The sequence below is a fragment of the Actinomyces oris genome (assembly GCF_001937665.1).
GTDB classification, from domain to species: Bacteria; Actinomycetota; Actinomycetes; order Actinomycetales; family Actinomycetaceae; genus Actinomyces; species Actinomyces stomatis.
On the sequence record NZ_MSKL01000012.1, the window covers coordinates 104932 to 126593 of the forward strand.

General features: G+C 66.6%; 20 protein-coding genes and 2 tRNA genes. 17 read left to right on the top strand and 5 right to left on the bottom strand.

Translation table 11 applies throughout. The features are described from left to right. Positions 1-346: 346 nt before the first annotated feature. The 17 genes from dnaA (at position 347) to BKH28_RS06080 (ending at position 15990) form a co-directional block, all read left to right on the top strand. The gene (gene dnaA, locus BKH28_RS06005) at positions 347-2026 is read left to right on the top strand and encodes a chromosomal replication initiator protein DnaA (RefSeq protein WP_075417970.1); all 1680 of its coding nucleotides are present in this window, start codon (positions 347-349) and stop codon (positions 2024-2026) included. Positions 2027-2680: 654 nt separating this feature from the next. Next, the gene (dnaN, locus tag BKH28_RS06010; RefSeq protein WP_075417938.1) at positions 2681-3811 is read left to right on the top strand and encodes a DNA polymerase III subunit beta; all 1131 of its coding nucleotides are present in this window, start codon (positions 2681-2683) and stop codon (positions 3809-3811) included. Positions 3812-3824: 13 nt separating this feature from the next. Then, positions 3825-5042, top strand: a complete 1218-nt coding sequence (gene recF, locus BKH28_RS06015; protein ID WP_075417939.1) for a DNA replication/repair protein RecF — start codon at positions 3825-3827, stop codon at positions 5040-5042. Next, on the top strand, positions 5035-5712 hold the full coding sequence (locus tag BKH28_RS06020) for a DciA family protein (RefSeq protein ID WP_178388836.1): 678 nt from the start codon (positions 5035-5037) through the stop codon (positions 5710-5712). Before recF ends, BKH28_RS06020 begins: the two co-directional genes overlap by 8 nt. 326 nt (positions 5713-6038) lie before the next feature. Beyond that, positions 6039-8066, top strand: coding sequence for a DNA topoisomerase (ATP-hydrolyzing) subunit B (gene gyrB, locus BKH28_RS06025; RefSeq protein ID WP_075417940.1), 2028 nt, complete (start codon positions 6039-6041; stop codon positions 8064-8066). A 68-nt stretch (positions 8067-8134) separates the two neighbouring features. Further along, positions 8135-10816: a DNA gyrase subunit A gene (gene gyrA, locus BKH28_RS06030; RefSeq protein ID WP_075417941.1), complete on the top strand. Its 2682-nt coding sequence runs from the start codon at positions 8135-8137 to the stop codon at positions 10814-10816. After that, positions 10813-11310 (top strand): DUF3566 domain-containing protein, encoded by a 498-nt coding sequence (locus BKH28_RS06035; protein WP_075417942.1) that lies wholly within the window; start codon positions 10813-10815, stop codon positions 11308-11310. The genes gyrA and BKH28_RS06035 overlap by 4 nt, the downstream gene beginning before the upstream one ends. 49 nt (positions 11311-11359) lie before the next feature. Beyond that, positions 11360-11433 (top strand) — tRNA-Ile (locus BKH28_RS06040). Positions 11434-11463: 30 nt separating this feature from the next. Further along, positions 11464-11598 (top strand): DLW-39 family protein, encoded by a 135-nt coding sequence (locus tag BKH28_RS13620; RefSeq protein ID WP_009396342.1) that lies wholly within the window; start codon positions 11464-11466, stop codon positions 11596-11598. 32 nt (positions 11599-11630) lie between these two features. Continuing rightward, positions 11631-11706, top strand: a tRNA-Ala gene (locus BKH28_RS06045). 96 nt (positions 11707-11802) lie between these two features. Then, a complete protein-coding gene (locus tag BKH28_RS06050) occupies positions 11803-12327 on the top strand; it encodes an HXXEE domain-containing protein (RefSeq protein WP_075417943.1) in 525 nt (174 codons plus the stop codon). 103 nt (positions 12328-12430) lie between these two features. Next, positions 12431-12820 (top strand): hypothetical protein, encoded by a 390-nt coding sequence (locus BKH28_RS06055; RefSeq protein WP_075417944.1) that lies wholly within the window; start codon positions 12431-12433, stop codon positions 12818-12820. Continuing rightward, complete coding sequence (locus BKH28_RS06060; RefSeq protein WP_075417972.1) at positions 12817-13020, top strand: helix-turn-helix transcriptional regulator; 204 nt, start codon at positions 12817-12819, stop codon at positions 13018-13020. Before BKH28_RS06055 ends, BKH28_RS06060 begins: the two co-directional genes overlap by 4 nt. A gap of 1 nt (position 13021) precedes the next feature. Further along, complete coding sequence (locus BKH28_RS06065; RefSeq protein ID WP_075417945.1) at positions 13022-13522, top strand: MarR family winged helix-turn-helix transcriptional regulator; 501 nt, start codon at positions 13022-13024, stop codon at positions 13520-13522. A gap of 136 nt (positions 13523-13658) precedes the next feature. Continuing rightward, entirely contained in the window at positions 13659-14630 is a 972-nt protein-coding gene (locus BKH28_RS06070; protein WP_075417946.1) for a quinone oxidoreductase family protein, read from the top strand. A 65-nt stretch (positions 14631-14695) separates the two neighbouring features. Then, complete coding sequence (locus tag BKH28_RS06075) at positions 14696-15145, top strand: GyrI-like domain-containing protein (protein WP_075417973.1); 450 nt, start codon at positions 14696-14698, stop codon at positions 15143-15145. After that, positions 15142-15990, top strand: a complete 849-nt coding sequence (locus tag BKH28_RS06080) for an AraC family transcriptional regulator (protein WP_075417947.1) — start codon at positions 15142-15144, stop codon at positions 15988-15990. The genes BKH28_RS06075 and BKH28_RS06080 overlap by 4 nt, the downstream gene beginning before the upstream one ends. 87 nt (positions 15991-16077) lie before the next feature. Here the strand turns inward: BKH28_RS06080 and BKH28_RS06085 are convergent, their stop codons facing one another. From BKH28_RS06085 to BKH28_RS06105, 5 genes are all read right to left on the bottom strand, one after another. Next, positions 16078-16866, bottom strand: a complete 789-nt coding sequence (locus tag BKH28_RS06085; RefSeq protein WP_075417948.1) for an ABC transporter — start codon at positions 16864-16866, stop codon at positions 16078-16080. Next, entirely contained in the window at positions 16866-17780 is a 915-nt protein-coding gene (locus BKH28_RS06090) for an ABC transporter ATP-binding protein (protein WP_075417949.1), read from the bottom strand. Before BKH28_RS06090 ends, BKH28_RS06085 begins: the two co-directional genes overlap by 1 nt. Further along, complete coding sequence (locus BKH28_RS06095; protein ID WP_075417950.1) at positions 17780-18001, bottom strand: PLD nuclease N-terminal domain-containing protein; 222 nt, start codon at positions 17999-18001, stop codon at positions 17780-17782. Before BKH28_RS06095 ends, BKH28_RS06090 begins: the two co-directional genes overlap by 1 nt. Before the next feature lie 52 nt (positions 18002-18053). Further along, positions 18054-18596, bottom strand: a complete 543-nt coding sequence (locus BKH28_RS06100) for a helix-turn-helix domain-containing protein (protein ID WP_075417951.1) — start codon at positions 18594-18596, stop codon at positions 18054-18056. A gap of 139 nt (positions 18597-18735) precedes the next feature. After that, positions 18736-21372, bottom strand: a complete 2637-nt coding sequence (locus BKH28_RS06105) for a CshA/CshB family fibrillar adhesin-related protein (protein WP_075417952.1) — start codon at positions 21370-21372, stop codon at positions 18736-18738. Between the last annotated feature and the right edge of the window lie 290 nt (positions 21373-21662).

Consider the following 21662-nt stretch of genomic DNA (forward strand, 5'->3'; position numbering starts at 1 on the left):
GTCCACAACCTTGCGGATATGTGGATAACTCACTGATCTGTGTGTATCTTCTCAGAAGCCCTGTCAACGGCTACACATCTGTCATTCCGCGGGCTCGCACCGCTTGATCGGAGCTACTCACACATACTGTTTTCAGAGTTTATTCTGAACGCTGCCTGTGAGCCATCGCTCTCTGTGTCCCCAGGTGTGGACAAGGCTGTGGAGAACCAGCATGATGGGACGCCCGGTCAAGACCTTCCGGTTCGCCAGTTCCACACAACCCTGTCATCATCGACGCAGGGCCCTGGCCGGCGTCGGTCGGGCTGCAGTCACCGGGTTCACCCACCGTGCCGATCAGGAGTCCGTCGTGCCCGACGCCGCCAACACCAAATGGCTCTCAGCCCTTGAGGTGCTCTCCAGCTCCGGAGAGCTGGGTCAGGGCAAGATGTCCATGATTCGCATGACCCATCTCATCGATGTCGACGGCACACTCGTCCTCGTCGTCGGATCGGCCTTCGCCAAGGACATCGTCGAGCAGGCGCGCGCTCCCATCAGCGCCGCCATCAGTCAGGTCTGGGGACGCCCCATGCCCATGGAGGTCACGGTCGACACCTCCTCAGAGGTGTCGCGCGCACCCATGCCCCCTGTGGCTCCCGAACCCGTCAACCTGGCGACTGTCGCCCCCGCGCCGACATCCTCTCCATCCCCCTCGGTCTCACCGCAGATGTCGGGTCCCTCCACTGCGTCGGCCATATCCGCTGCGCCGGCCGCACCAACGGTGCCCGCTTACGCCGAACAGCTGGCAGAGCCCTCGCCGTACTCGGCGACCACCCCCTCACCGATGTCTCATTCCCAGGCCTCCGCCCCCTCGGCCCCGTCGACGATGTCGGGTTCCCTTCCCGCCAGGTCGGGACTTCCCGGCACCTACAGCCCCGGGACCACCGGTGCCCAGAACCCCACCGGACTGCTGACGCCCACCGCAGCCCATGACGTCTCCCAGCTCAATCCGAGATACACCTTCGACACCTACGTCACCGGGTCCTCCAACCGTTTCGCTCACGCCACGGCACTGGCCGTGGCCGAGGCTCCGGCCCGCGCCTACAACCCCCTGTTCATCTACGGCGGCTCCGGCCTGGGCAAGACGCATCTCCTGCACGCCATCGGCCACTACGCCCAGACCCTCAACCCGGGAATCCGCGTCAAGTACGTCAACTCCGAGGTCTTCGTCTCAGACTTCATCGCCTGCGTGCGTGACGGCAACCAGGACGACGGCCGCATGGAGGGGTTCAAGCGCCGCTACCGCGAGGTTGACATCCTCCTGGTCGACGACATCCAGTTCCTCCAGGGCAAGGAGTCGACCCTCGAGGAGTTCTTCCACACCTTCAACTCCCTGCACTCCTCGGGCAAGCAGGTCGTCCTCACCTCCGACCAGCCCCCCAAGGCCCTCGGTGGGCTCGACGAGCGACTGCGCTCCCGCTTCGAGTGGGGCCTGCTGGCCGACGTCCAGCCCCCTGACCTGGAGACCCGCATCGCGATCCTCTCCCGCAAGGGCACCGCCGAGGGCCTCGACCTGCCCTTCGACGTCCTGGAGTACATCGCCTCGCGCATCACCACCAACATCCGCGAGCTCGAGGGCGCACTCATCCGGGTGACGGCCTTCGCCTCCCTCAACAAGCAGCCCGTCGACCAGACCCTGGCCGAGATGGTCCTCAAGGACATCATCTCCGACCCCGAGGGCCAGGAGATCACGACCTCCCTCATCATGGCGCAGACTGCCGACTACTTCGGCATCACCATCGACGACCTGTGCTCGGCCAACCGCTCACGCACCATGGTCTCGGCCCGCCACATCGCCATGTACCTGTGCCGCGAGCTCACCGACCTCTCCCTGCCCAAGATCGGGCGGGAGTTCGGCGGGCGCGACCACACCACCGTCATGAGCGCGGACAAGAAGATCCGCACCCTCATGGCCGAACGGCGCTCCACCTTCAACCAGGTCACCGAGCTGACCAGTCGCATCAAGCAGGCCGCCCAGTCACCCGCCTGACCCGACGACGGAACACATCATTCACGCGACTGACAGATGTGGTCCGGTGAAGGTGCTCGAAGGCGTGGACGGGACTGGCGGGAGCGCCGCGAGGAACGAGCGGCGCGGATGGTTGCCAAGAGTGCCTTCACCGGACCACGTCAACCACTGCTGTGGACGATGCTGAGGACGGCACGTGGAGGAGCGAGCGTGTCGCTGTGGAGGTACGGCAGTACCACTGTGGAATGACATGCATGTCATTCAGCCTCTCCACCGACACCCCTGTCCGCTCACCAGAACCACCCACGTGTCGTTCCCCAACGCCATTGGCGTCATGACGGCGAAAGATCCTGTTATCCCCAGCATCCACACGTGCTACTACACCTACAAACCCAAATGACATGAATCGCGAAGCATGATCGGCCAACGAGGCCCGACCGGACCCCGGGCGCTTGTCATTCAGGGAGGCTCATGGGATGAGCATGAGTGATCGCTGGTGACAGGGTGACTCCCACGGACTACCGTCTACACTCTCGACCAGGACTGCGTTCCCAGCGACGCGGCTCCGATGACGACGATCCGCCGGCGACCCGCCGGCACCCACGTTTCCTCTTCGGCTCAGTAGTGCCATGACGCCTACCGACCGACTGACCACGATTGACGGAGGCACCTACCGTGAAGCTCAGGGTTGACCGAGACATCCTCGCCGAAGCCGTCACCTGGACTGCACGTTCCGTGCCCGCCCGCCCGCCGGTGCCCGTGCTGGCCGGGGTACGGCTGGAGGCCAAGGGCTCCAGCCTGGTCCTGGCCTCCTTCGACTACGAGGTCTCGGCCCACTGCGAGGTGGCCGCCGACGTCGAGGAGGACGGCGTCGTCCTCGTCTCAGGACGACTCCTGGCCGATATCGCCAAGGCGCTGCCGAACAAGCCCGTCGACCTGGAGGTGGACGGCAACAAGGTGGCCGTCTCCTGCGGATCGGCCCGCTTCTCCCTGGCGGCCATGGCCGCTGACGACTATCCGGCGCTGCCGGTCATGCCCGCCGTCGCCGGAACGATCGACGCCCACGACCTGGCCCGCGCCGTCGGCCAGGTCTCCATCGCCGCCTCCCGTGACGACACCCTGCCCCTGCTCACCAGTGTCCAGATCGAGGTCGAGGGCAGTTCGCTGGTGCTCATGGCCACCGACCGCTACCGCCTGGCCATGCGGGAGCTGACCTGGTCGCCGGCCAACACCGAGCTGTCAACCACGGCCCTGCTCAAGGCCCGCACCCTCTCCGACGTCGCCAAGTCCCTGACCTCCTCGGGTGACGTGACCGTGGCCCTCAGCAGCGAGTCGGCGTCCTCCAGCCTCATCGGTTTCGAGGCCGGGGGCAGGCGCACCACCTCCCTGCTCACCGACGGCGACTACCCGCCGGTGCGCCGGCTCTTCCCGGAGTCCACCTCGATCCACGCCACCGTGGGCACCGACGAGCTCATGGCGGCCGTGCGCCGCGTCAGCCTCGTCGCCGACCGCTCCACTCCCATCCACATGTCCTTCACCCAGGGCAACCTGGAGCTCGACGCCGGACAGGGCGACGACGCCCAGGCCACCGAGCAGCTCGTCGCCCACCTCGAGGGCGATGACATCTCCACCGCCTTCAACCCCGGTTACCTCCTCGACGGCCTGGGCGCCCTCAACCAGCCCTACGTCCGCCTCGACTTCACCCATGCCTCGAAGCCCGCGGTGCTCACGGGCATGGACTCCATCGGGGGCACCGAGGACTCCTCCTTCCGCTACCTGCTCATGCCGATCCGTTTCGGAGCCTGAGACCCGACGGTGCATGTACGTCTCTGACCTCTCCCTGGACGACTTCCGCTCCTACCGCAGCCTGGTGCTGTCCCTGGAGCCCGGCCCCAGTGCCTTCGTCGGCCCCAACGGGCAGGGCAAGACCAACCTGGTCGAGGCCATCGTCTACCTGGCGACGCTCTCCTCCCACCGGATCGGTGCGGACACCGCCCTCGTCCGACGGGCGGCACCGGGTCATGCCCAGCCGGCCGGCGCCGTCGTGCGCGCCCGGGCCGTCCATGGGGAAAGACCCAGTGTCCTGGAGATCGAGATCATCGCCGGCAAGGCGAACCGGGCCCGTCTCAACCGGGGCAGCTGTCGGCCCCGCGACCTGCTCGGGGTGCTGCGCGCGGTCGTCTTCGCCCCCGAGGACCTCTCCCTGGTGCGCGCCGAGCCCGGGGTCCGCCGGGGGTTCCTCGACGACCTGGTGGTCACGCTGCGCCCGGGCCTGGCCGGGGTGCGCGCCGAGCACGACAAGATCCTCGCCCAGCGCGCCAGCCTCCTGAAGTCCGCGCGCGCGGCCCGCTCATCAACCGCCTCCATGCTCTCCACCCTGGAGATCTGGGACGCCCAGCTCGCCGCGGCAGCCGCCCGGCTCATCGCCGCGCGTGTCGACGTCGTTCGGCGCCTGCGCCCCTGGGTCGCCTCCGCCTACGAGACCGTCTCCGGGGCCTGCGGGCAGCGTTCCCGTGCTCAGATCGCCTACCGCGCGAGCCTGCTGACCCACGAGGGATCCCCGGAGCCCGACCCTCACGACGAGTCGGCCTGGCTCGCCGGAGAGGAGACGCTTCTCGATGAGACCGCCCTCGCCACGCGCCTGGAGAGCGCCATGGGCGAGCTCCACGCCCGCGAGATCGACCGCGGCGCGAACCTCGTCGGGGCGCACCGTGACGATCTCTCCCTGTTCCTCACCGGCCTGCCCGCCCGCGGATTCGCCTCCCACGGCGAGCAGTGGTCCCTGGCCCTCGCGCTGCGTCTGGCCTCCTACGACATGCTGCGTACCGACGTCGACGCCTACGGGGGCGACGGCGAGCCGGTACTCATTCTCGACGACGTCTTCGCCTCCCTCGACGAGCAGCGCCGCCGCGCTCTGGCCCAGATGGTCGCCGGAGCCCAGCAGGTCCTGCTGACCGCCGCCGTCGACGACGACGTCCCCGCCGAGCTCGCCGGTGCCCGGTACCGCGTGGCCGACGGTGAGGTCACCCATGGCTGAGTCCTCCCCGCCCACCGGCGACGGCCCGCTTCCCGATGTCCTGGCCCAGCGCGCCCTGACCCGTCAGCGCGCCCAGGCCTGGGAGAAGGGAGCCAGTCGCGTCCCGGCCCGCAGGCTGCGCGAACCGGCGGGTGGTTCCGGGAGCAACGACGTGCAGCAGGCGGCGCCCTGGGACCAGCGCCGCGAGCTGGCCCGGGCACTGGGCCAGAACCCGGACGACCCGGCCGACCGGGGCCCGGGACTGGCACGGGGACGCGACCGGCCCGGCCCCACCCCCTTCGATCCCCGCACCGGGCAACGCGAGCTGCGCCGCATGGTGGCCGACAACGGCTGGGCCGGAAAGCTCGCGGTGGCCGGCGTCGTCGCCCGGTGGCGGACCATCGTGGGCGATCAGGTCGCCGAGCACTGCACCATCGAGTCCTTCGACGCCGGACGCATCACTCTGCGCGCCTCGTCGTCGAGCTGGGCCCAGCAGCTTCGACTCCTCCAGCCCACCATCGAGGCCAGGATCGTTGAGGCCCTGCGCTCAGGGCCCGGCGGTCGCCAGGCCGGAGGAATCAGCACCGGCGACGGGGTGGAGCTGCGGATCCTGGGGCCGGCCGGTCCCTCCTGGAAGCGTCGGGGTGTCGGCCTGCGCGGCACCCGTGGTCCGCGCGATACCTACGGGTAGTGGGACCGCGGGTATCATCGTCAACGCGCCGGTCGGGGCCGTCGTCGTCGGAAAATCACGGGGCGGATGCCGGGCACCGGGCGACGCGGTGATCCGCGTGAGACAGAGGTGACCACGGGCACGCTCCCAGCTGCTCACGGTGCAGCGGTTCACGGGCCCGTCTACGCTAGAATGCGGTGAAACCGCCCAAGGTGCGCCCAGGACCGTCCTGATGTACCCACCTACGTGTGCGCACGATCCTCCTCAGGATCGTCGTGTGAAGGGGCCGGACGGAGACATCGGACCACTGAGGTCCCGATGCGCACAGATTGAGGAGCAACTGACACGTGTCTGACCAGGACGCCACTGTGAATCACGATTACGGAGCCTCGGACATCACCGTCCTCGAAGGGCTCGAAGCGGTCCGGAAGCGCCCCGGCATGTACATCGGTTCCACCGGTGAGCGGGGCCTGCACCACCTCGTCTACGAGGTCGTCGACAACTCCGTCGACGAGGCCCTGGCCGGTTACTGCGACCACATCGAGGTCACCATCCTGGCCGATGGCGGCGTGCGCGTCAGCGACAACGGCCGCGGCATCCCGGTCGACGAGCACCCCACCGAGCACAAGCCCACCGTCGAGGTCGTCATGACGATCCTGCACGCCGGAGGCAAGTTCGGAGGCGGCGGCTACGCGGTCTCCGGCGGTCTGCACGGCGTGGGCATCTCCGTGGTCAACGCCCTGTCCACCCGGGTGGACACCGAGGTCCACCGGCAGGGATTCGTGTGGCGCATGTCCTTCGCCGACGGCGGCCGCCCCATCACCGAGCTCGTCAAGGGCGAGACCACCGAGTCCACCGGAACCACCCAGACCTTCTACCCGGACCCGAGCATCTTCGAGACGGTCGACTTCGACTACGAGACGCTGCGTCGTCGGTTCCAGCAGATGGCCTTCCTCAACAAGGGCCTGCGCATCACCCTGACCGACGAGCGCATCGGCGTCCAGGACGCCGGCGACGAGATCGCCGGGGACGACTCCGCCCCCGACGCCCCCGAGGTCGGCTTCCGCACCGACTCCTACTGCTACGAGCACGGCCTGCGCGACTACGTCGCCTTCCTCAACAAGTCCAAGAAGGCCGAGCTCATCCACCCCGAGATCATCGACTTCGAGGCCGAGCAGTCCCTGGGCGAGAACCACTCCATCAGCCTGGAGATCGCCATGCAGTGGACCAGCGCCTACTCCGAGTCGGTCCACACCTACGCCAACACGATCAACACCACCGAGGGCGGTACCCACGAGGAGGGCTTCCGCACGGCGCTGACCACCCTGGTCAACAAGTACGCCCGGGACAAGGGCCTGCTCAAGGAGCGCGACGACAACCTCACCGGTGACGACATCCGTGAGGGGCTGACGGCCGTCATCTCCGTCAAGCTCTCCGAGCCGCAGTTCGAGGGGCAGACCAAGACCAAGCTCGGCAACACCGAGGCGCGCACCTTCGTCCAGCAGACGGTCTACGGCCAGCTCGGCGACTGGCTGGACTCCCACCCGAGCGACGCCCGTGCCATCATCACCAAGGCCTCCCAGGCCGCTGCCGCGCGCCTGGCCGCCCGCAAGGCCCGCGAGGCCACCCGCCGCAAGGGCGTCCTGGAGTCCGCCTCCATGCCGGGCAAGCTGCGCGACTGCTCCTCGAAGAACGCCGCGGACTCCGAGATCTTCATCGTCGAGGGCGACTCGGCCGGCGGCTCCGCCGTCGGCGGCCGCGACCCCGAGCACCAGGCGATCATGCCGATCCGCGGCAAGATCCTCAACGTGGAGAAGGCTCGCCTGGACCGGGCCCTGTCCTCCGACACGATCCGCAGCCTCATCACGGCCTTCGGTACCGGTATCGGTGAGGACTTCGACATCACCAAGCTGCGCTACGGCAAGATCGTCATCATGGCCGACGCCGACGTCGACGGCCAGCACATCGCCACCCTCCTGCTGACCCTCCTGTTCCGCTACATGCGGCCCCTCATCGAGCACGGCCACACCTACATCGCCATGCCGCCGCTCTACCGGCTCAAGTGGTCCAACGCCGAGCACGAGTTCGCCTACTCCGACGCCGAGCGCGACAAGCTCCTGGCCGCCGGACAGGAGAAGGGCCGCCGTCTGCCCAAGGACGGCGGGATCCAGCGCTACAAGGGTCTGGGCGAGATGAACGACCACGAGCTGTGGGAGACGACCATGGACCCCACGACCCGGATCCTCAAGCAGGTCACGCTCGATGAGGCGGCCGACGCCGACGAGACCTTCGCGATCCTCATGGGCGACGACGTCGAGCAGCGGCGCTCCTTCATCCAGCGCAACGCCTCCGACGTCCGCTTCCTGGACATCTGAGCGGCACCGAGTGACACGTGAACCGCCGGCCCGCTGCCGGCGACATCCTCTGAACACGAAGGAATCCTGTGAGCGACGAAGTTGAAGAGATCATCGGCGACGAGGGAGCGACGAACGTGGCCGCCCCCGAGCGCATCCAGCCGGTCGACCTCCAGATGGAGATGCAGCGCTCCTACCTCGACTACGCGATGAGCGTCATCGTGGGCCGGGCCCTGCCCGACGTGCGCGACGGGCTCAAACCGGTCCACCGCCGCGTCCTGTACGCCATGTACGACGGCGGCTACCGCCCCACCGCCTCCTTCTCCAAGTCCTCCCGCGTCGTCGGCGACGTCATGGGGACCTACCACCCCCACGGCGACAGCGCCATCTACGACGCCCTGGCCCGTCTGGTCCAGTGGTGGTCGCTGCGCTACCCGCTGGTGGCCGGCCAGGGGAACTTCGGCACACCCGGCAACCTGGGGCCCGCCGCCCCCCGGTACACCGAGTGCAAGATGGCGCCCCTGGCCATGGAGATGCTCCGGGACATCGACGAGGACAGCGTCGACTTCCAGGACAACTACGACGGACGCAACCAGGAGCCGGTCATCCTGCCGGCCCGGTTCCCCAACCTCCTGGTCAACGGCTCCGAGGGCATCGCCGTGGGCATGGCCACCCGCATCCCGCCGCACAATCTGCGCGAGGTCGCCCGCGGAGCCCAGTGGTACCTCGAGCACCCCGACGCCTCGCGCGAGGAGCTGCTCGACGCCCTCATCGAGCGGATCCCCGGACCCGACTTCCCCACCGGCGCGACCATCCTGGGCCGGCGGGGCATCGAGGACGCCTACCGCACCGGCCGCGGATCCATCACCCAGCGGGCCGTGGTCAATGTCGAGGAGATTCAGGGGCGCCAGTGCCTCGTGGTCACCGAGCTGCCCTACCAGGTCAACCCCGACAACCTGGCCGACAAGATCGCCCAGCTCGTGCGCGACGGCCAGGTCACCGGCATCGCCGACATCCGTGACGAGACCTCCGGGCGCACCGGTCAGCGACTCGTCATCGTCCTCAAGCGCGACGCCGTCGCCAAGGTGGTCCTCAACAACCTCTACAAGCGCACCCAGCTCCAGGACAACTTCCCGGCCAACATGCTCGCCCTGGTCGACGGGGTGCCGCGCACCCTGAGCCTGGACGGGTTCGTGCGTCACTGGGTGAGCCACCAGATCGACGTCATCGTGCGCCGCTCCCGCTTCCGCCTGCGCAAGGCCGAGGAGCGCCTCCACATCCTCGAGGGCCTGCTCAAGGCGATCGACGCCCTCGACGCCGTCATCGCCCTCATCCGGCGCTCACCCACCACTGAGGAGGCCCGCACCGGCCTCATGGGTCTGCTGGACGTCGACGAGGCCCAGGCCGAGGCCATCCTCTCCCTCCAGCTGCGTCGTCTGGCCGCCCTGGAGCGCCTCAAGATCCAGGAGGAGTCCGACGAGCTGCGCGCCCGCGTCAAGGACCTGCGCGAGATCATCGCCTCCCCGGAGCGCCAGCGGGGCATCGTCTCCGACGAGCTCGCCGAGATCGTCGAGAAGTACGGCGACGAGCGCCGCACCCGGATCGTGCCCTTCGACGGGGAGATGAGCATGGAGGACCTCATCCCCGAGGAGGACGTGGTCGTCACCATCACCCGATCCGGCTACGCCAAGCGCACCCGCACCGACTCCTACCGCTCCCAGCACCGCGGCGGCAAGGGCATCCGCGGGGCCACGTTGCGCGAGGACGACGTCGTCGACCACTTCTTCGTCACCACGACGCACCGCTGGCTGCTGTTCTTCACCAACTACGGCCGCGTCTACCGTGCCAAGGGCTACGAGCTGCCGGAGGGCGGGCGCGACTCCAAGGGCCAGCACGTGGCCAACCTCCTGGCCTTCCAGCCCGGCGAGGAGATCGCCCAGGTCATGGAGCTCCAGGACTACGACCAGGCCGACTACCTGGTCCTGGCCACCCGCCGCGGCCTGGTGAAGAAGACCCGCCTGAGCGAGTACAACTCCAACCGCTCCGGCGGCGTCATCGCCATCAACCTGCGCCAGGACGAGGACGGCAACTACGACGAGCTCGTCTCCGCCCGGCTCCTGAGCAGCGGACAGGACCTCCTACTGGTCTCCCACGCCGGCCAGTCCCTGCGATTCCACGCCGACGACGACACCCTGCGCCCCACGGGCCGGGCCACCAGCGGAGTCACCGGCATGCGGTTCCGCGAGGACGACTACCTGCTGGCCATGGACGTCGTCGACCCCTCGTGGCAGGATGCCGACCTTTTCGTCGTCACCGAGGGCGGCTACGCCAAGCGCACCAATGTCGTCGACTACCCCGTCAAGGGCCGCGGCGGCCTGGGCGTCAAGGTCGCCAACCTCGTTGAGGCACGAGGCAACCTCGTGGGCGCCCTGGTGACCGACTCGGGTGATGAGGTGCTGTGCATCATGGCCTCGGGCAAGGTGGTCCGCTCCGCCGTCGTCGAGGTCTCGCGTACCGGGCGAACCACACAGGGCGTGACTTTCGCCAAGCCCGACGCCGGAGACCGCATCATCGCGGTGGCACGCAACACTGAACGGGACATGGAGGAGGCGGTCGATGCCGCCGATAGCGCCCCGAGCGCCGAGTCTGCGGACTCCACCGGTCAGGCCCGGGCCGATGCGACCCAAGAAGGTGACACTGGCGACTCTCCTGCGGACTCAGCGGAGGACACGGTAGCGTTGGAAGACAACGAGAGTGAGGTCGAAGCATGAGCCAGCCGGTTTCCATGTCCCCTGACGGTGGGCAGTCCGCAGGTGCCGCATCCATTGTGGGTGGCGCGGATGCCTCCGGCAGTGCGTCGGGCGGCAAGAGCAAGAAGAGCAAGAAGACCATTGCCGGGCCTCGCCGTGTGCGTCTGGCCCTGACCCGGGTCGATCCCTGGTCGGTGATGAAGGCGAGCTTCCTGCTCAGCTTCGCCGCGGGCATCATGCTCATCGTCGCCACGGCGGTCGTGTGGTTCATGCTCGACGCCATGCACGTCTTCTCCACCATCGAGGAGCTCGTCAAGACGGTCGCCGGTGAACGCTCCAACACCTTCTCCGCGATCGTGGCCTACCTCGAGCTGCCGCGAGCCCTGGCCGTCTCCACAATTATCGCCGTGGTGGATATCGTGCTGATGACCGCTCTGACCACATTGGGCGCCTTTCTCTACAACATCACCGCCACCCTCGTTGGTGGGATCCATCTCACGCTTGCGGACGAGTGATCGGATTTGGTCTGTCATGGCCGGGCAGGTTAATCTTCTCCGGTCGCAAGGGCCTATAGCTCAGTTGGTTAGAGCGCATCCCTGATAAGGATGAGGTCGCTGGTTCGAGTCCAGCTAGGCCCACCGTCCGCGGTGAGACGATGAGGAGGTTTCATGAGGAACCGTGCAGTCGTATCAGCCGCGGTCTTTTCGTTCCTGGCCGCCGCGGGTTATGCCGCGTGGCTCAGGTTCGAGGCGGCCCGCATGGAGCGGGCCGCGTGGGCCGAGGTCACCGACCCCGTCGACTAGCAGCTGACGGAACTGGTGATGACGCTCCCTGAGGGGCCATGGCGCAATTGGTAGCGCACCTGCTTTGCAAGCAGGGGGTTACGGGTTCGAGTCCCGTTGGCTCCACCACTGATTTCTATACTCTCTGCTCCCCGAGATGGGCCATGATGGTGGTCCGCCTCGGGGATTATTTCTCAGGTACTGTCGGTATCGGAGGTGACTGCGATGGATTCTGTTTCACTGGCGACCGGGGGGCTGTTCTTCTCGTGGCTGGTGCATGACCTCGAGGAGTTGGCCACGATGCCCGGCTGGACGCACCCGGCCTTCGACGCGATCCCCTTCCTGCCCGAGGACATCCGGCGTCACGGCTGCTCGCGTGAGCACGTCTACCTGGGGATCGGTCTCATGGGGGTCCTCATGGCTGCCGCTTCCATGGACGGCTACCGCACCCGTGGACGCTCGCCCTTCTATCAGGCCGCGCTCTACGGCTACGGCATGCACACCTTCAGCCACCTGGCCACAGCGGCTCTTGCCCGTCGCTACACCCCGGGGGTGGCGACGGCGCTGCCGGTCGTCCTGCCCTTCTGGATCCTGGCGAAGCGGGCGCTGCGAGCCCATGGGGTCGAGGTGCGACCCCATCGATGGGTGATCCCCGCCTTCCCGGTTATCACCGGCGCGGCGCTGGGCGGCGCGTACCTGGTGACGACACGACGGCCGGGAGAACACCGTCGAGAAGGAAAGCGACCTTGACTCAATGACAAGGTTACTTTATAATTCTTGTTGTGGTCAGGGTTGATCCGGATGATCACCGGCAACCGATCCGCTTCATTGTCTCCACCGACGGAAGGCAGCCATGACCATTGAGCGTAAGGCGGGTATCGCCTACTCCATCCGATTCAGTGTCGGCGCCATTCTTTACTCCGTTGGAGTTCTGGTCGGCCTGCGATGGGCCCGATCCATGGAGGACGACCCACTGCGATTCGCCCTGGCACTGCTTCCCATGGTTGGTGTTGTCGTCTGTGCGTGGGCAATGGTGCGATTAGCCTGGGAGGCGGATGAGATGCAGGCGCGGAAGGTGATGGAAGCGCTCGTGGTCTCTGCAGCAGGAACGGTGATCACTTCGATCGCCTACAGCCTCTTGGAGGAGGTGGGGGCTCCTCGAGTCAGTCTCATATGGGTCAGTGCTGTATGGGCCTTCTTCTTCGGTATCGGGATGCTGTGGTCCACCTGGCGGTACCGGTGAGGAACGATCTCAAGGTGCTGCGCGCCCAGCGCAGCTGGACTCAGGCCCGACTCGCCGAGGAGCTGGGGGTCTCCCGCCAGACGGTCAACGCCCTGGAGGCCGGTCGCTACGACCCCTCCCTGCCCCTGGCCTTCACCATTGCACGCGTCTTCGGACTGACCATCGAGGAGATCTTCTTCCCCGATGACGGTGCCTCCTAGGATGAGCACCGTGAGCCGCACCGTTGACATTCCGCCCCCGAGGCGAGGACGTCGCGAGCTCGTCGAGGACACCGGGGTGCGACTGGGTCTGCACATCAAGTCGGCGGAGCAGGCCATGATGGCCGCTAAGACCGAGGCCTTGAGGAGCTTCGGCCTCACAGTGGCCCAGTACGCCGCCATGCTCTCCCTGTACTACGTGCCCCAACAGTCCTCGGCCCAGCTGGCCAGGGCCGCCGCGGTCACCCCGCAGACGATGGCCACCGTCATCGCCAAGTTGGAGCAGAAGCGACTCGTCACCCGGCACCCCTCCTCCGACCACGCCAAGGTCCTCATCACCTCACTCACGCCCGAGGGTGAGGCCCTGGTACTGCGCGCCGACGAGGCCGCGCGAGGCATCGAGCAACGCATGGCTGAGGCCTTCACCTCCAGGGAGCGAGAGCAGCTCACCGAGATGCTCGGACGGGTCACCGCCCTCCTGCGGGACGACCTCAGCGCCGAGTAGCGGCCGAGTCAACGCTGAACATTGTTTTCGCAGGCGCAAGGCCCGCACTGTCTCCACGGATCACCAAGGGGTCGCCTCTTGCCTAGTATCAGGTATCTGATACAGTGTTGATGACTGATATAGAAAGGTGCCTGATATGAAGGCCATGCAGATCGTCAGCTTCGATGGCCCCTTGTCCGGGCTGCGCTACCAGGAGGCCCCCACTCCCGAGCCCGGACCGGGCCAGATCGCGGTGGATGTGGATCATGCCGGCGTCGGCTACGTCGAGGCGCTCTTCACCGAGGGTCTTGTGCCCATCGACCTGCCTTGGACCCCCGGGCTGGAGGTGAGCGGCCGCGTCCGCGCTCTCGGCGACGGGGTGGATGGCTACCGGGTCGGGGATGCCGTCGTCGCTCTGACCATCACCGGAGGTGGCGGTTACGGGCAGGTCGCCGTGGCGCCCGCCGAGCTCGTGACGTCTCTGCCCGCGGGTCTGGATCCGGTGCTGGCCGCGGCAGTTCCGGCCAACTCGACGACGGCGCTCGTCGCCCTGGAGGAGATCGCCCACCTGCGCCGCGGTGAGAGCGTGCTGGTCCATGCCGCCGCCGGTGGCCTCGGCTCACAGATGGGCCAGGTGGCCCGGCTGCTCGGTGCGGGCCGCGTCGTCGGCGTCACCCGCAGCGAGGCCAAGCGCCAGGAGATCCTGGACCTGGGCTATGACGAGGCCTGGCTGACCGAGGAGCTCGATGACGCCGAACCCGCCCAGTTCGACGTCGTCGCCGACCCGGTGGCGGGCCCGGCCAGGCTGCGCAGCCTCGACCTGCTGCGCACGGGAGGACGCCTCCTCGCGCTGGGGGACGCCTCCCAGGCTCAGGAACAGCAGGTGAGCACCACGTCGCTGTGGCTGCGAGGCATCGGCGTCATCGGCTTCAACCTCGGGGCCTTCAGCCGGGTGAGCCCGGCGCTCGTCGGACGCCACCTGAGGCGTGCGGTGGAGCTCGTGGCCTCCGGAGAGCTCCGTGTCCACGTCACCGACCGGCTCCCGATCCAGGAGGCCGCGCAGGCCGTCGCCGCGGTGCGCGCAGGAACCACCACCGGCAAGATCGTCCTGACCCACTCGCAGGACTGACGACCTGTTTAGGTCCGCAAGAATCGTCGGTGAGCTCCGGGCGCCATATGAGCATCATGGTGCGCATGAGAGAAACGATTGGTTCCTTCGACGTCGTTGGCCTGCCTCTTCGGACATCGAACCGAGAGGCGGCCCGTACCATTCCTCCTCACTGGCGGGCCGCTGCCGACGCCGGGCTCCTCGTACCCGAGAAGCCCGGTGTCGGCCCCGGCATCTATGCGGTCTATACCGACTACGAGACTCCCGGCGACGATGTCGACGGCGTCTACACCCTCGTCATCGGCAGACGCATCGAGGCCGGAGGTCCGGTTCCCCCTGGCCAGGTGACTGTCACGATCCCGAACTCCACTTACGACATCGTCACGCTGGCTGATGCTCGGCCGGAGAGTGTCTATGACGCGTGGGTGGATGTCTGGGCCCGCAAGGACCTGACCCGTGACTATCGTGCCGACTACGAGTACTACGCTCCGGATGGCTCGATTCACCTGTCCATTGGGGTCCTTTCGGACACATGAGGGCTGAGCAGTACCAACGCCAGCTCGACGTTGTCACCGACTACATCTATGCGCATCTTGACGAGGACCTCAGTCTGGAGACCCTCGCTCACGTCTCCGGGTTCTCCCGCTATCACTGGCACCGCATCTACCGGGCGGTGCGCGGGGATACGGCCGCTCAGACCGTACGCCGTCTCCGTCTGGAGCGGGCTGCCGCCATGCTCACAGAGACCTCGTGGCCGGTGGAACGGATCGCCTGGAAAGCCGGGTTCACCGGCACCGAAGTGTTCAGTCGAGCCTTTCTCCGCGCATATAGGACGACTCCCAGCCGATTCCGCATCGGTGGACGCCCGGCATCGATCGACTCACCAGTGACGAGTTGTGGTTCAGGATCGACGTCGTCGGTGAGTCAGGACCCGGGGTGGGCGGTGCGCGTGGAGACTCGCCGCGGCTATCGACTTGCCGTATCCGAGCACCGTGGTTCCTATATGGATATCGGCCGGGCCTTCAGCCGAGTCAGAGACCGTGTGGGCTCCGGGAGTCTGATGGTTGCCATCTATGAGGACGATCCCGACGCCGTTCCCCCGGCTGATCTGCGCTCGGCGGCTGGAACCGTCGTCGACCCCAGTACGAAGATTCCCCACGATCTTGCAGAGAGGGTGGTGCCGGCCGGCCGGTACGCGATTATGCGCTACATCGGCCCCTACTCCTCGATGCATGCCGCCTACCTGTGGCTCTACGGTCAGTGGCTGCCGGGCTCGGGCGAGGAGCCGCGAGATCATCCGATCATCGAGGAGTACCTCACCGACCCGGCAACCACCCCGCCTGTCGACGCTGTCACCGACATCCTCCTGCCGCTCCTGTGAGGCATCCGCACCGAGGGGGCACGCAGATGGGTGGCAGACACCGAGGTGTCTGCCACCCATCAAGATCGTCCTGACCCACGAGTCCCGTCAGGCATCGCGCCTGAGCGTCTGTCGTCCGGCGATGAGGACGCTTCCGGCGCAGCACAGTGCGATGACGACCAGGGCCGCGATCACCGGCATCGTATGCGGCCCCGTCGGCAGGAGCAGCGCGGTGGGAAGCCGACGGGACGTTCCCGGCACCTGGTTCATCACCGGCAGGACGAGGACCAGGAGGGTGGTCAGGGCAATCGCCGTCGTCGTTCGACGCAGACCTGCCGCAAGCAGGTGGCCGATACTCATCGCCATGACGATGTAGAGTCCACAGGCCGCCCACGTCCTGACCACCATGGCAAAAGGGGGACGTCCGATCGCACCGGCAGTCACGATGACGGTGAGGAGCAGGCCGCACGAGTACGTTGCCCATGCGATGAGCCAGTCGACGGCCAGACGCGGAAGCAGCACGGTGCTCAACCGGCGCACCCGGGTCCGGTAGAAGATCGAGGAGCCCGGGCGCGTGTCCCAACCGACTGAGGTGATCGCCACTGCGACCGTCACAATGAGACCCAGCTGCATGGCGGACTGGTTGAACAGCGAGACGGCATCGGCCGGTGTGGCCTGTGAGGCCGAGATCGTGAGCTGGTCGCTGCTCGCTGCGGCGCCGAGAATCTCAGGCATGTAGATCGCGAGTGCCGGACTGGACAGGCCGAAGAAGGCGAAGGCCACGAGTACCCCGAGACCGAGGCCGGAGCGCGCGAGCCGGCGCAGCTCGACTATGAGAGAGCTCGTGATGGAGGTCCTGGTGACGGAGGCCGTGGGCGATCGAAGCGGGGTGGACATCAGAACTCCTGTCTGGTGACAAGGTGGGCGAAGGACGCGTCGAGGTCGCGGCCCGTCAGCGTCACCTCGAGCGTGGGGACGTCCACCTGCTCCATGACCCGGGGAAGCAGGGCCGTCCCCATGTCGAGGCTCGGAAACCGGACCGTGCAGGTGGTTGTGGTCGGTGTGGTGAAGGAACCACTGGGGAACGCCTGACTCAGCCTCGTGGTCAGATGTGCCTGCTCGCCGGGCTCGTAGGGGTGAAGGAACCTGAGGGTCCAGGAGGGCTCGCGACCCGAAGTGAGGAGATCCGCCGTCGTGCCCTGGGAAATGACGCGTCCCTCACTGATGACGATGACATGGTCGGCCAGCTGCTCGACCTCACTGAGCAGATGGCTGGACAGGAGAATGCACCGATGCTGCTTCTGCTCCTGGATGAGGCGGCGCACGTCGGCGCGGCCGACGGGATCCAGGGCGCTGTTGGGTTCGTCCAGGATCAGCAGACCCGGGTCCAGAACGAGTGCTGCCGCGATCCCCAGGCGCTGCAGCATCCCTCTCGAGAAGTCGGCGACCCGTCGGTGGGCTACGCGGGTCAGCCCGCACTGATCCAGCGCCTCGAGGACACCGATGTCGCCGGAGGTGCCTGATAGTGCCAACGAGGTCTCCACGATCTCGGTTGCCGTCAACCATGACTCGAACTGAGGAACATCCGGGCAGTAGGCCACCGTCCGGCCAGGGGCGACCTCGATGTCGCCCTCATCGGCCGGGCACAGGCCGGCGATCACGCTGAACAGGACCGTCTTGCCGGCCCCGTTGGGTCCGATGACCGCCGTGACCGACTGGTCCTGGGCCTCCAGACAGATGTCATGGATACCGGCTCCATTGGCGAAGACCCTGCTCAGGTGGCTGACATGAAGAGCGGTGCCGGGAGGCATCACAGGTCTCCGTCGCTCAGCGTTGTTCCCCTGCCCCGTCCCAGGGCCAGGTAGGCGACCGCTCCGAGGGGGACGACGAGCACCACGATGAGAGCCCAGGCCGCCTTGGGCAGGTGCTTGACGTGGGAGCGTCTGACGATATCGATCAGGCATGCCACGATCACGATGGTGATCAGGACGATGACGGGGATCCAGATGGACGGATGGCCAGGAGCGTTCACGGTGAAGCTCGCTTTCTCGGTGAGGGGTGAGTGGGGAGGGTCCTGGTGGTGGTCAGTCGCTCTGCTCGCCGTCAGGCCGTGGGATCAGGACCGTGGTCAGCGTTCGACGCCGCCGGTCGTCTCCGGGCTGATTCCCCATCAGGTCTCGCAGAGCTCGGGAGACGGTGTTGAGAAACGCATCGACCTCCGCCTGAGTCGCCCAGAAGCTGGCCTGGGTGAAGTTCACCCGGTCCTCGGTGAGATCAGGGCGATCGCCATCGCGGATGTATGCGGCGAAGTCGCCGATGAGTCCGGTGGTGAAGACGGTGAACACCGTCATGAGCTCCTCGCGACTCAAGGAGTCGAGGTCCTGTGGGGTCGGGTTGGCCATTCCAGGTGCGACTCGATAGGTCTTCTCACTGGTCCCCCGGATCTGACGCTCCTGGGCCACCTCGATGAGTCCGTGCGAGGCGAGATGGTTGATGTGCCGATAGAGCGTCGCGATGGGGACGTCGGCAAGACGTGCCTGAAGCTGATGAGGTGTGAGGTCGCCGTCGGCGAGCAGTGTCTGGACGATGCGCAGACGAACCGGGTGCAGCAGTGCGGAGGAGGCCATGCCCGAACAGTATCAGTATCGATATTGAAAACAAAGTTGGCGGGTGCGGGAACGACTGACGGGCTGCCGATGCCGAAGCACCAGCAGCCCGTCAGCCGCGCTCATCCGCTGGGAGGATCACTCCCTCGTGGGCCCCTTGTCAGTCCATACCGCCTCGACGGCGTCGGTACGCCTGGATCGTCACGACCAGTGCGGTGATCCCCAGCACCGCCCCTCCACCGATGAGGAAGGTGTCAGCTGCGCTTCCTCCAGTGAAGGGGATGGCGGGAACCGCCGACTTGCGGTTGGAAATATTGCCCAGCGCTGCGACCTGGCCCTGAGTGGAGATGGTGATGGTGCGGGGGGTGGCGTCCAGGACGTAGCCAGTCGGCGCCTTGGTCTCAATGAGCTGGTAGGAGCCGTATTCCAGGTCCACCAGTTTGAAGACCCCGGGGTTCGCATCGGTGTCCAGGCCGCCCTGGGCGCAGGTGCCCACGCAGTCGGTGATGGTGCGGGCCCGGTCCGGCTGGGGCCTTCCGTCGGAGTCAAGGGGAATCAGCGACCACTGGGCGCCCTTGATGGCGTTGCCGCGCTCATCGGTCTTGGTCCAGGTGGCCGACCCCTTGATCCGGGTGTTGACGACCTGCCCCAGGTCGAGGGTGGGGGTGTTGTCGTCCTTACCGGCAGCGGGCGCTGATCCGTCCAGGGTCTTGGTCAGGGTGGTCTCAGAGAGGTGATAGCCGGTCGGCGCCTGGGTCTCGGTGAGGGAGTACTCGCCCCAGGTCAGCCCGGAGACCCTGAAGAACCCGGCACGAGGGTCTTGGTCCGCCGAGCCGTTGGGGCAGGTGGCCTGGCCGCCGGTGACGACGCAGTCGGCCACTTCCTTCTGGCCGCCGTTCAGTGATGTCGAGGCCAGTGTGAACATGGTCCCTGCCAGAGGCTTGCCGGCCTCGTCGACCTTGCTCCAGATGACCTGTCCGGGCAGTGCCGTGTTGACCATCGTGCACTGCATCCACTCGCCGGTGGCCAGGTCCAGGGTCTTCGAGGCGGCGTCGACGGTCGACGTCGGAATCCTGATATCTGATTTCGGGTGTGGTACGCAGGTGACGGTGGCCTTGTACCCGGCGGCCTTGGGCGACGACGAGGACTCGGAGAGAACCGTCTTGCCCTGGGGCAGGTAAGCGGCGTCGAAGCCGCCGGCTCCGGAGGCCGTTTTACCGCTCTTGGGAGAGGCGGTGAGCGTCCAGTCGTTGGCGGACAGGCCCAGGGGCCCGGCCGCGGTGTTATCCACCTGCTTGACCATGCTCAGGCTGGGCAGCTGGACCTGCACCTGGTGGTCCTCGACTTCGCCGTTGAGTGCGATACCGGTGGGCTGAGGGTCCTCAGCTGCCTGACCGTTGGCCAGGTTGCCGGTGATGCGCAGACGCATGAAGGTGGCGGCGCCGTTCCCGTTGATGGTGCTCCGCTTGGCGTCCTGGGGGACGGTCCAGGTCAGGGTGGCCGTGCCGGTGCTGGAGCAGGAGGTCACCTCGGAGCGCTCGCCGGCAGAGAAGGTGCCGTCCCGGTTCCAGTCCACCCAGCCGGCAACCTTGGTCTGGTTGCCCGAGCAGGTGATCTCCTGGCTCCACTTCTTGCCGATGTCGGTCCAGATGACGCGGTCCCAATCAGCAGGGAGGGCGTCCTCGTCATCAATGTCATCACTGTCGTCGCCTGAGGCGTCAGTGGTGTAAGGGATGCTGCTGTTGTGGTCCGTCAGGGAGCCCAGGCGCACGACGGCGGAATTGGTGGTGGCCACGTGCTCTTGATCAGCGGCCTGACTCAGGTTGTACCAATCGCCGGGGTCGCCCTCGTACGGTGTCGTACCGCGGGCGATGTTGAGCTGTCCGCTGTCAGACAGCTCCCCGCCGTTCCATGCGGGCTGGAACACGCTGCCGGCGGTGCCGTAGCTCTCAGGTGCGTCGCCGTAGTCCATGTAGGAGACGATGCCGAGGGCGACGGCGCCCTTACCGCCTCCGTGGATCTCAACGTAGCCACTGCGGGTGTTGCTCAGAAGCATGACCGAGGAGGGGCCATAACCCGGGTTGAAGAACGAGCTGCACTCGGCGTTGTCCGGGCGGAACTTCAAGCCCGACCTGTAGCCGAAAGGTGTGGAGACGTTAACTTTTCCCACCCAGGAACTCGTCTTGCACCCTTCTGTCCGGGCGCTCTCCAACAGACGGAAGGAAATGTCCTGGTTGGAGGCGTAGGGAAGCGGCGAAACAGAGATGTACTCCTTCTGGCCGTGCGGGTTGTGCCAGCTCGAGGACTCCGCATCGGCGAAAACCATGCCCTCCATGGGAACCTCCACCTTATTGGGGAGACTTTCCAATTGGCTCTTCGCGGGTTTGGAGGCGGAGGTGACGAGGTAGGAACTGCATTCGACCTGGAACTGGTGGGTTGAGGAGTCCTGCAGGTTGGCAATACCCAGGGGGAGGTTGGATGAGGTCACGTAGGGACTTTTGGCAGCCCCGGCCGTGTAGTTCGTGCCGTCATTATAAAGATGAGGCAGGCCATCTCCTCTCCAGCTACCCGGTTTGTATCCGATACTCAGACCCCGATCCGTGGGTAGACCCGACTCTTTTCTCCCTACAGCAGTGGTCCGCACGTTGGACACGGTGCAACGACTGGTGCGCCACATATTGCCGGAGACCTGTGTCGGAGTCGACCAGACCACGCCGGTGCTTCCATCAGGAAGGATGGTCGCGCCTCTGCCCGCCACGGTGTTGGTCATCTCGGTCCAGTCGATCCAGTCGATCACCTGACTGAATTTTCCTGACCCCCCGGCAGAATTGCCGTGAATGGCTTCGGCCGGGGGTGCTGGAAGTGTTGCCGTGCCGAGTGCGGCAGCGATCAGAGCCACTGCCGAGACGGCGGCACCACTCTTCAGTCTCTGACGAGACTGGCGTGATGACTGACGCGATGACGTCAGTTCCCGCCGGTGTGAGCGGACGAAAAGTCGGCGAAGCATGAAGCGCTACCTCAGTCTCAGGGGTATGGGCCTTGACACGGTAGCATCAAGAAATTCTATGGAGAGCCCGCCCAAGATCC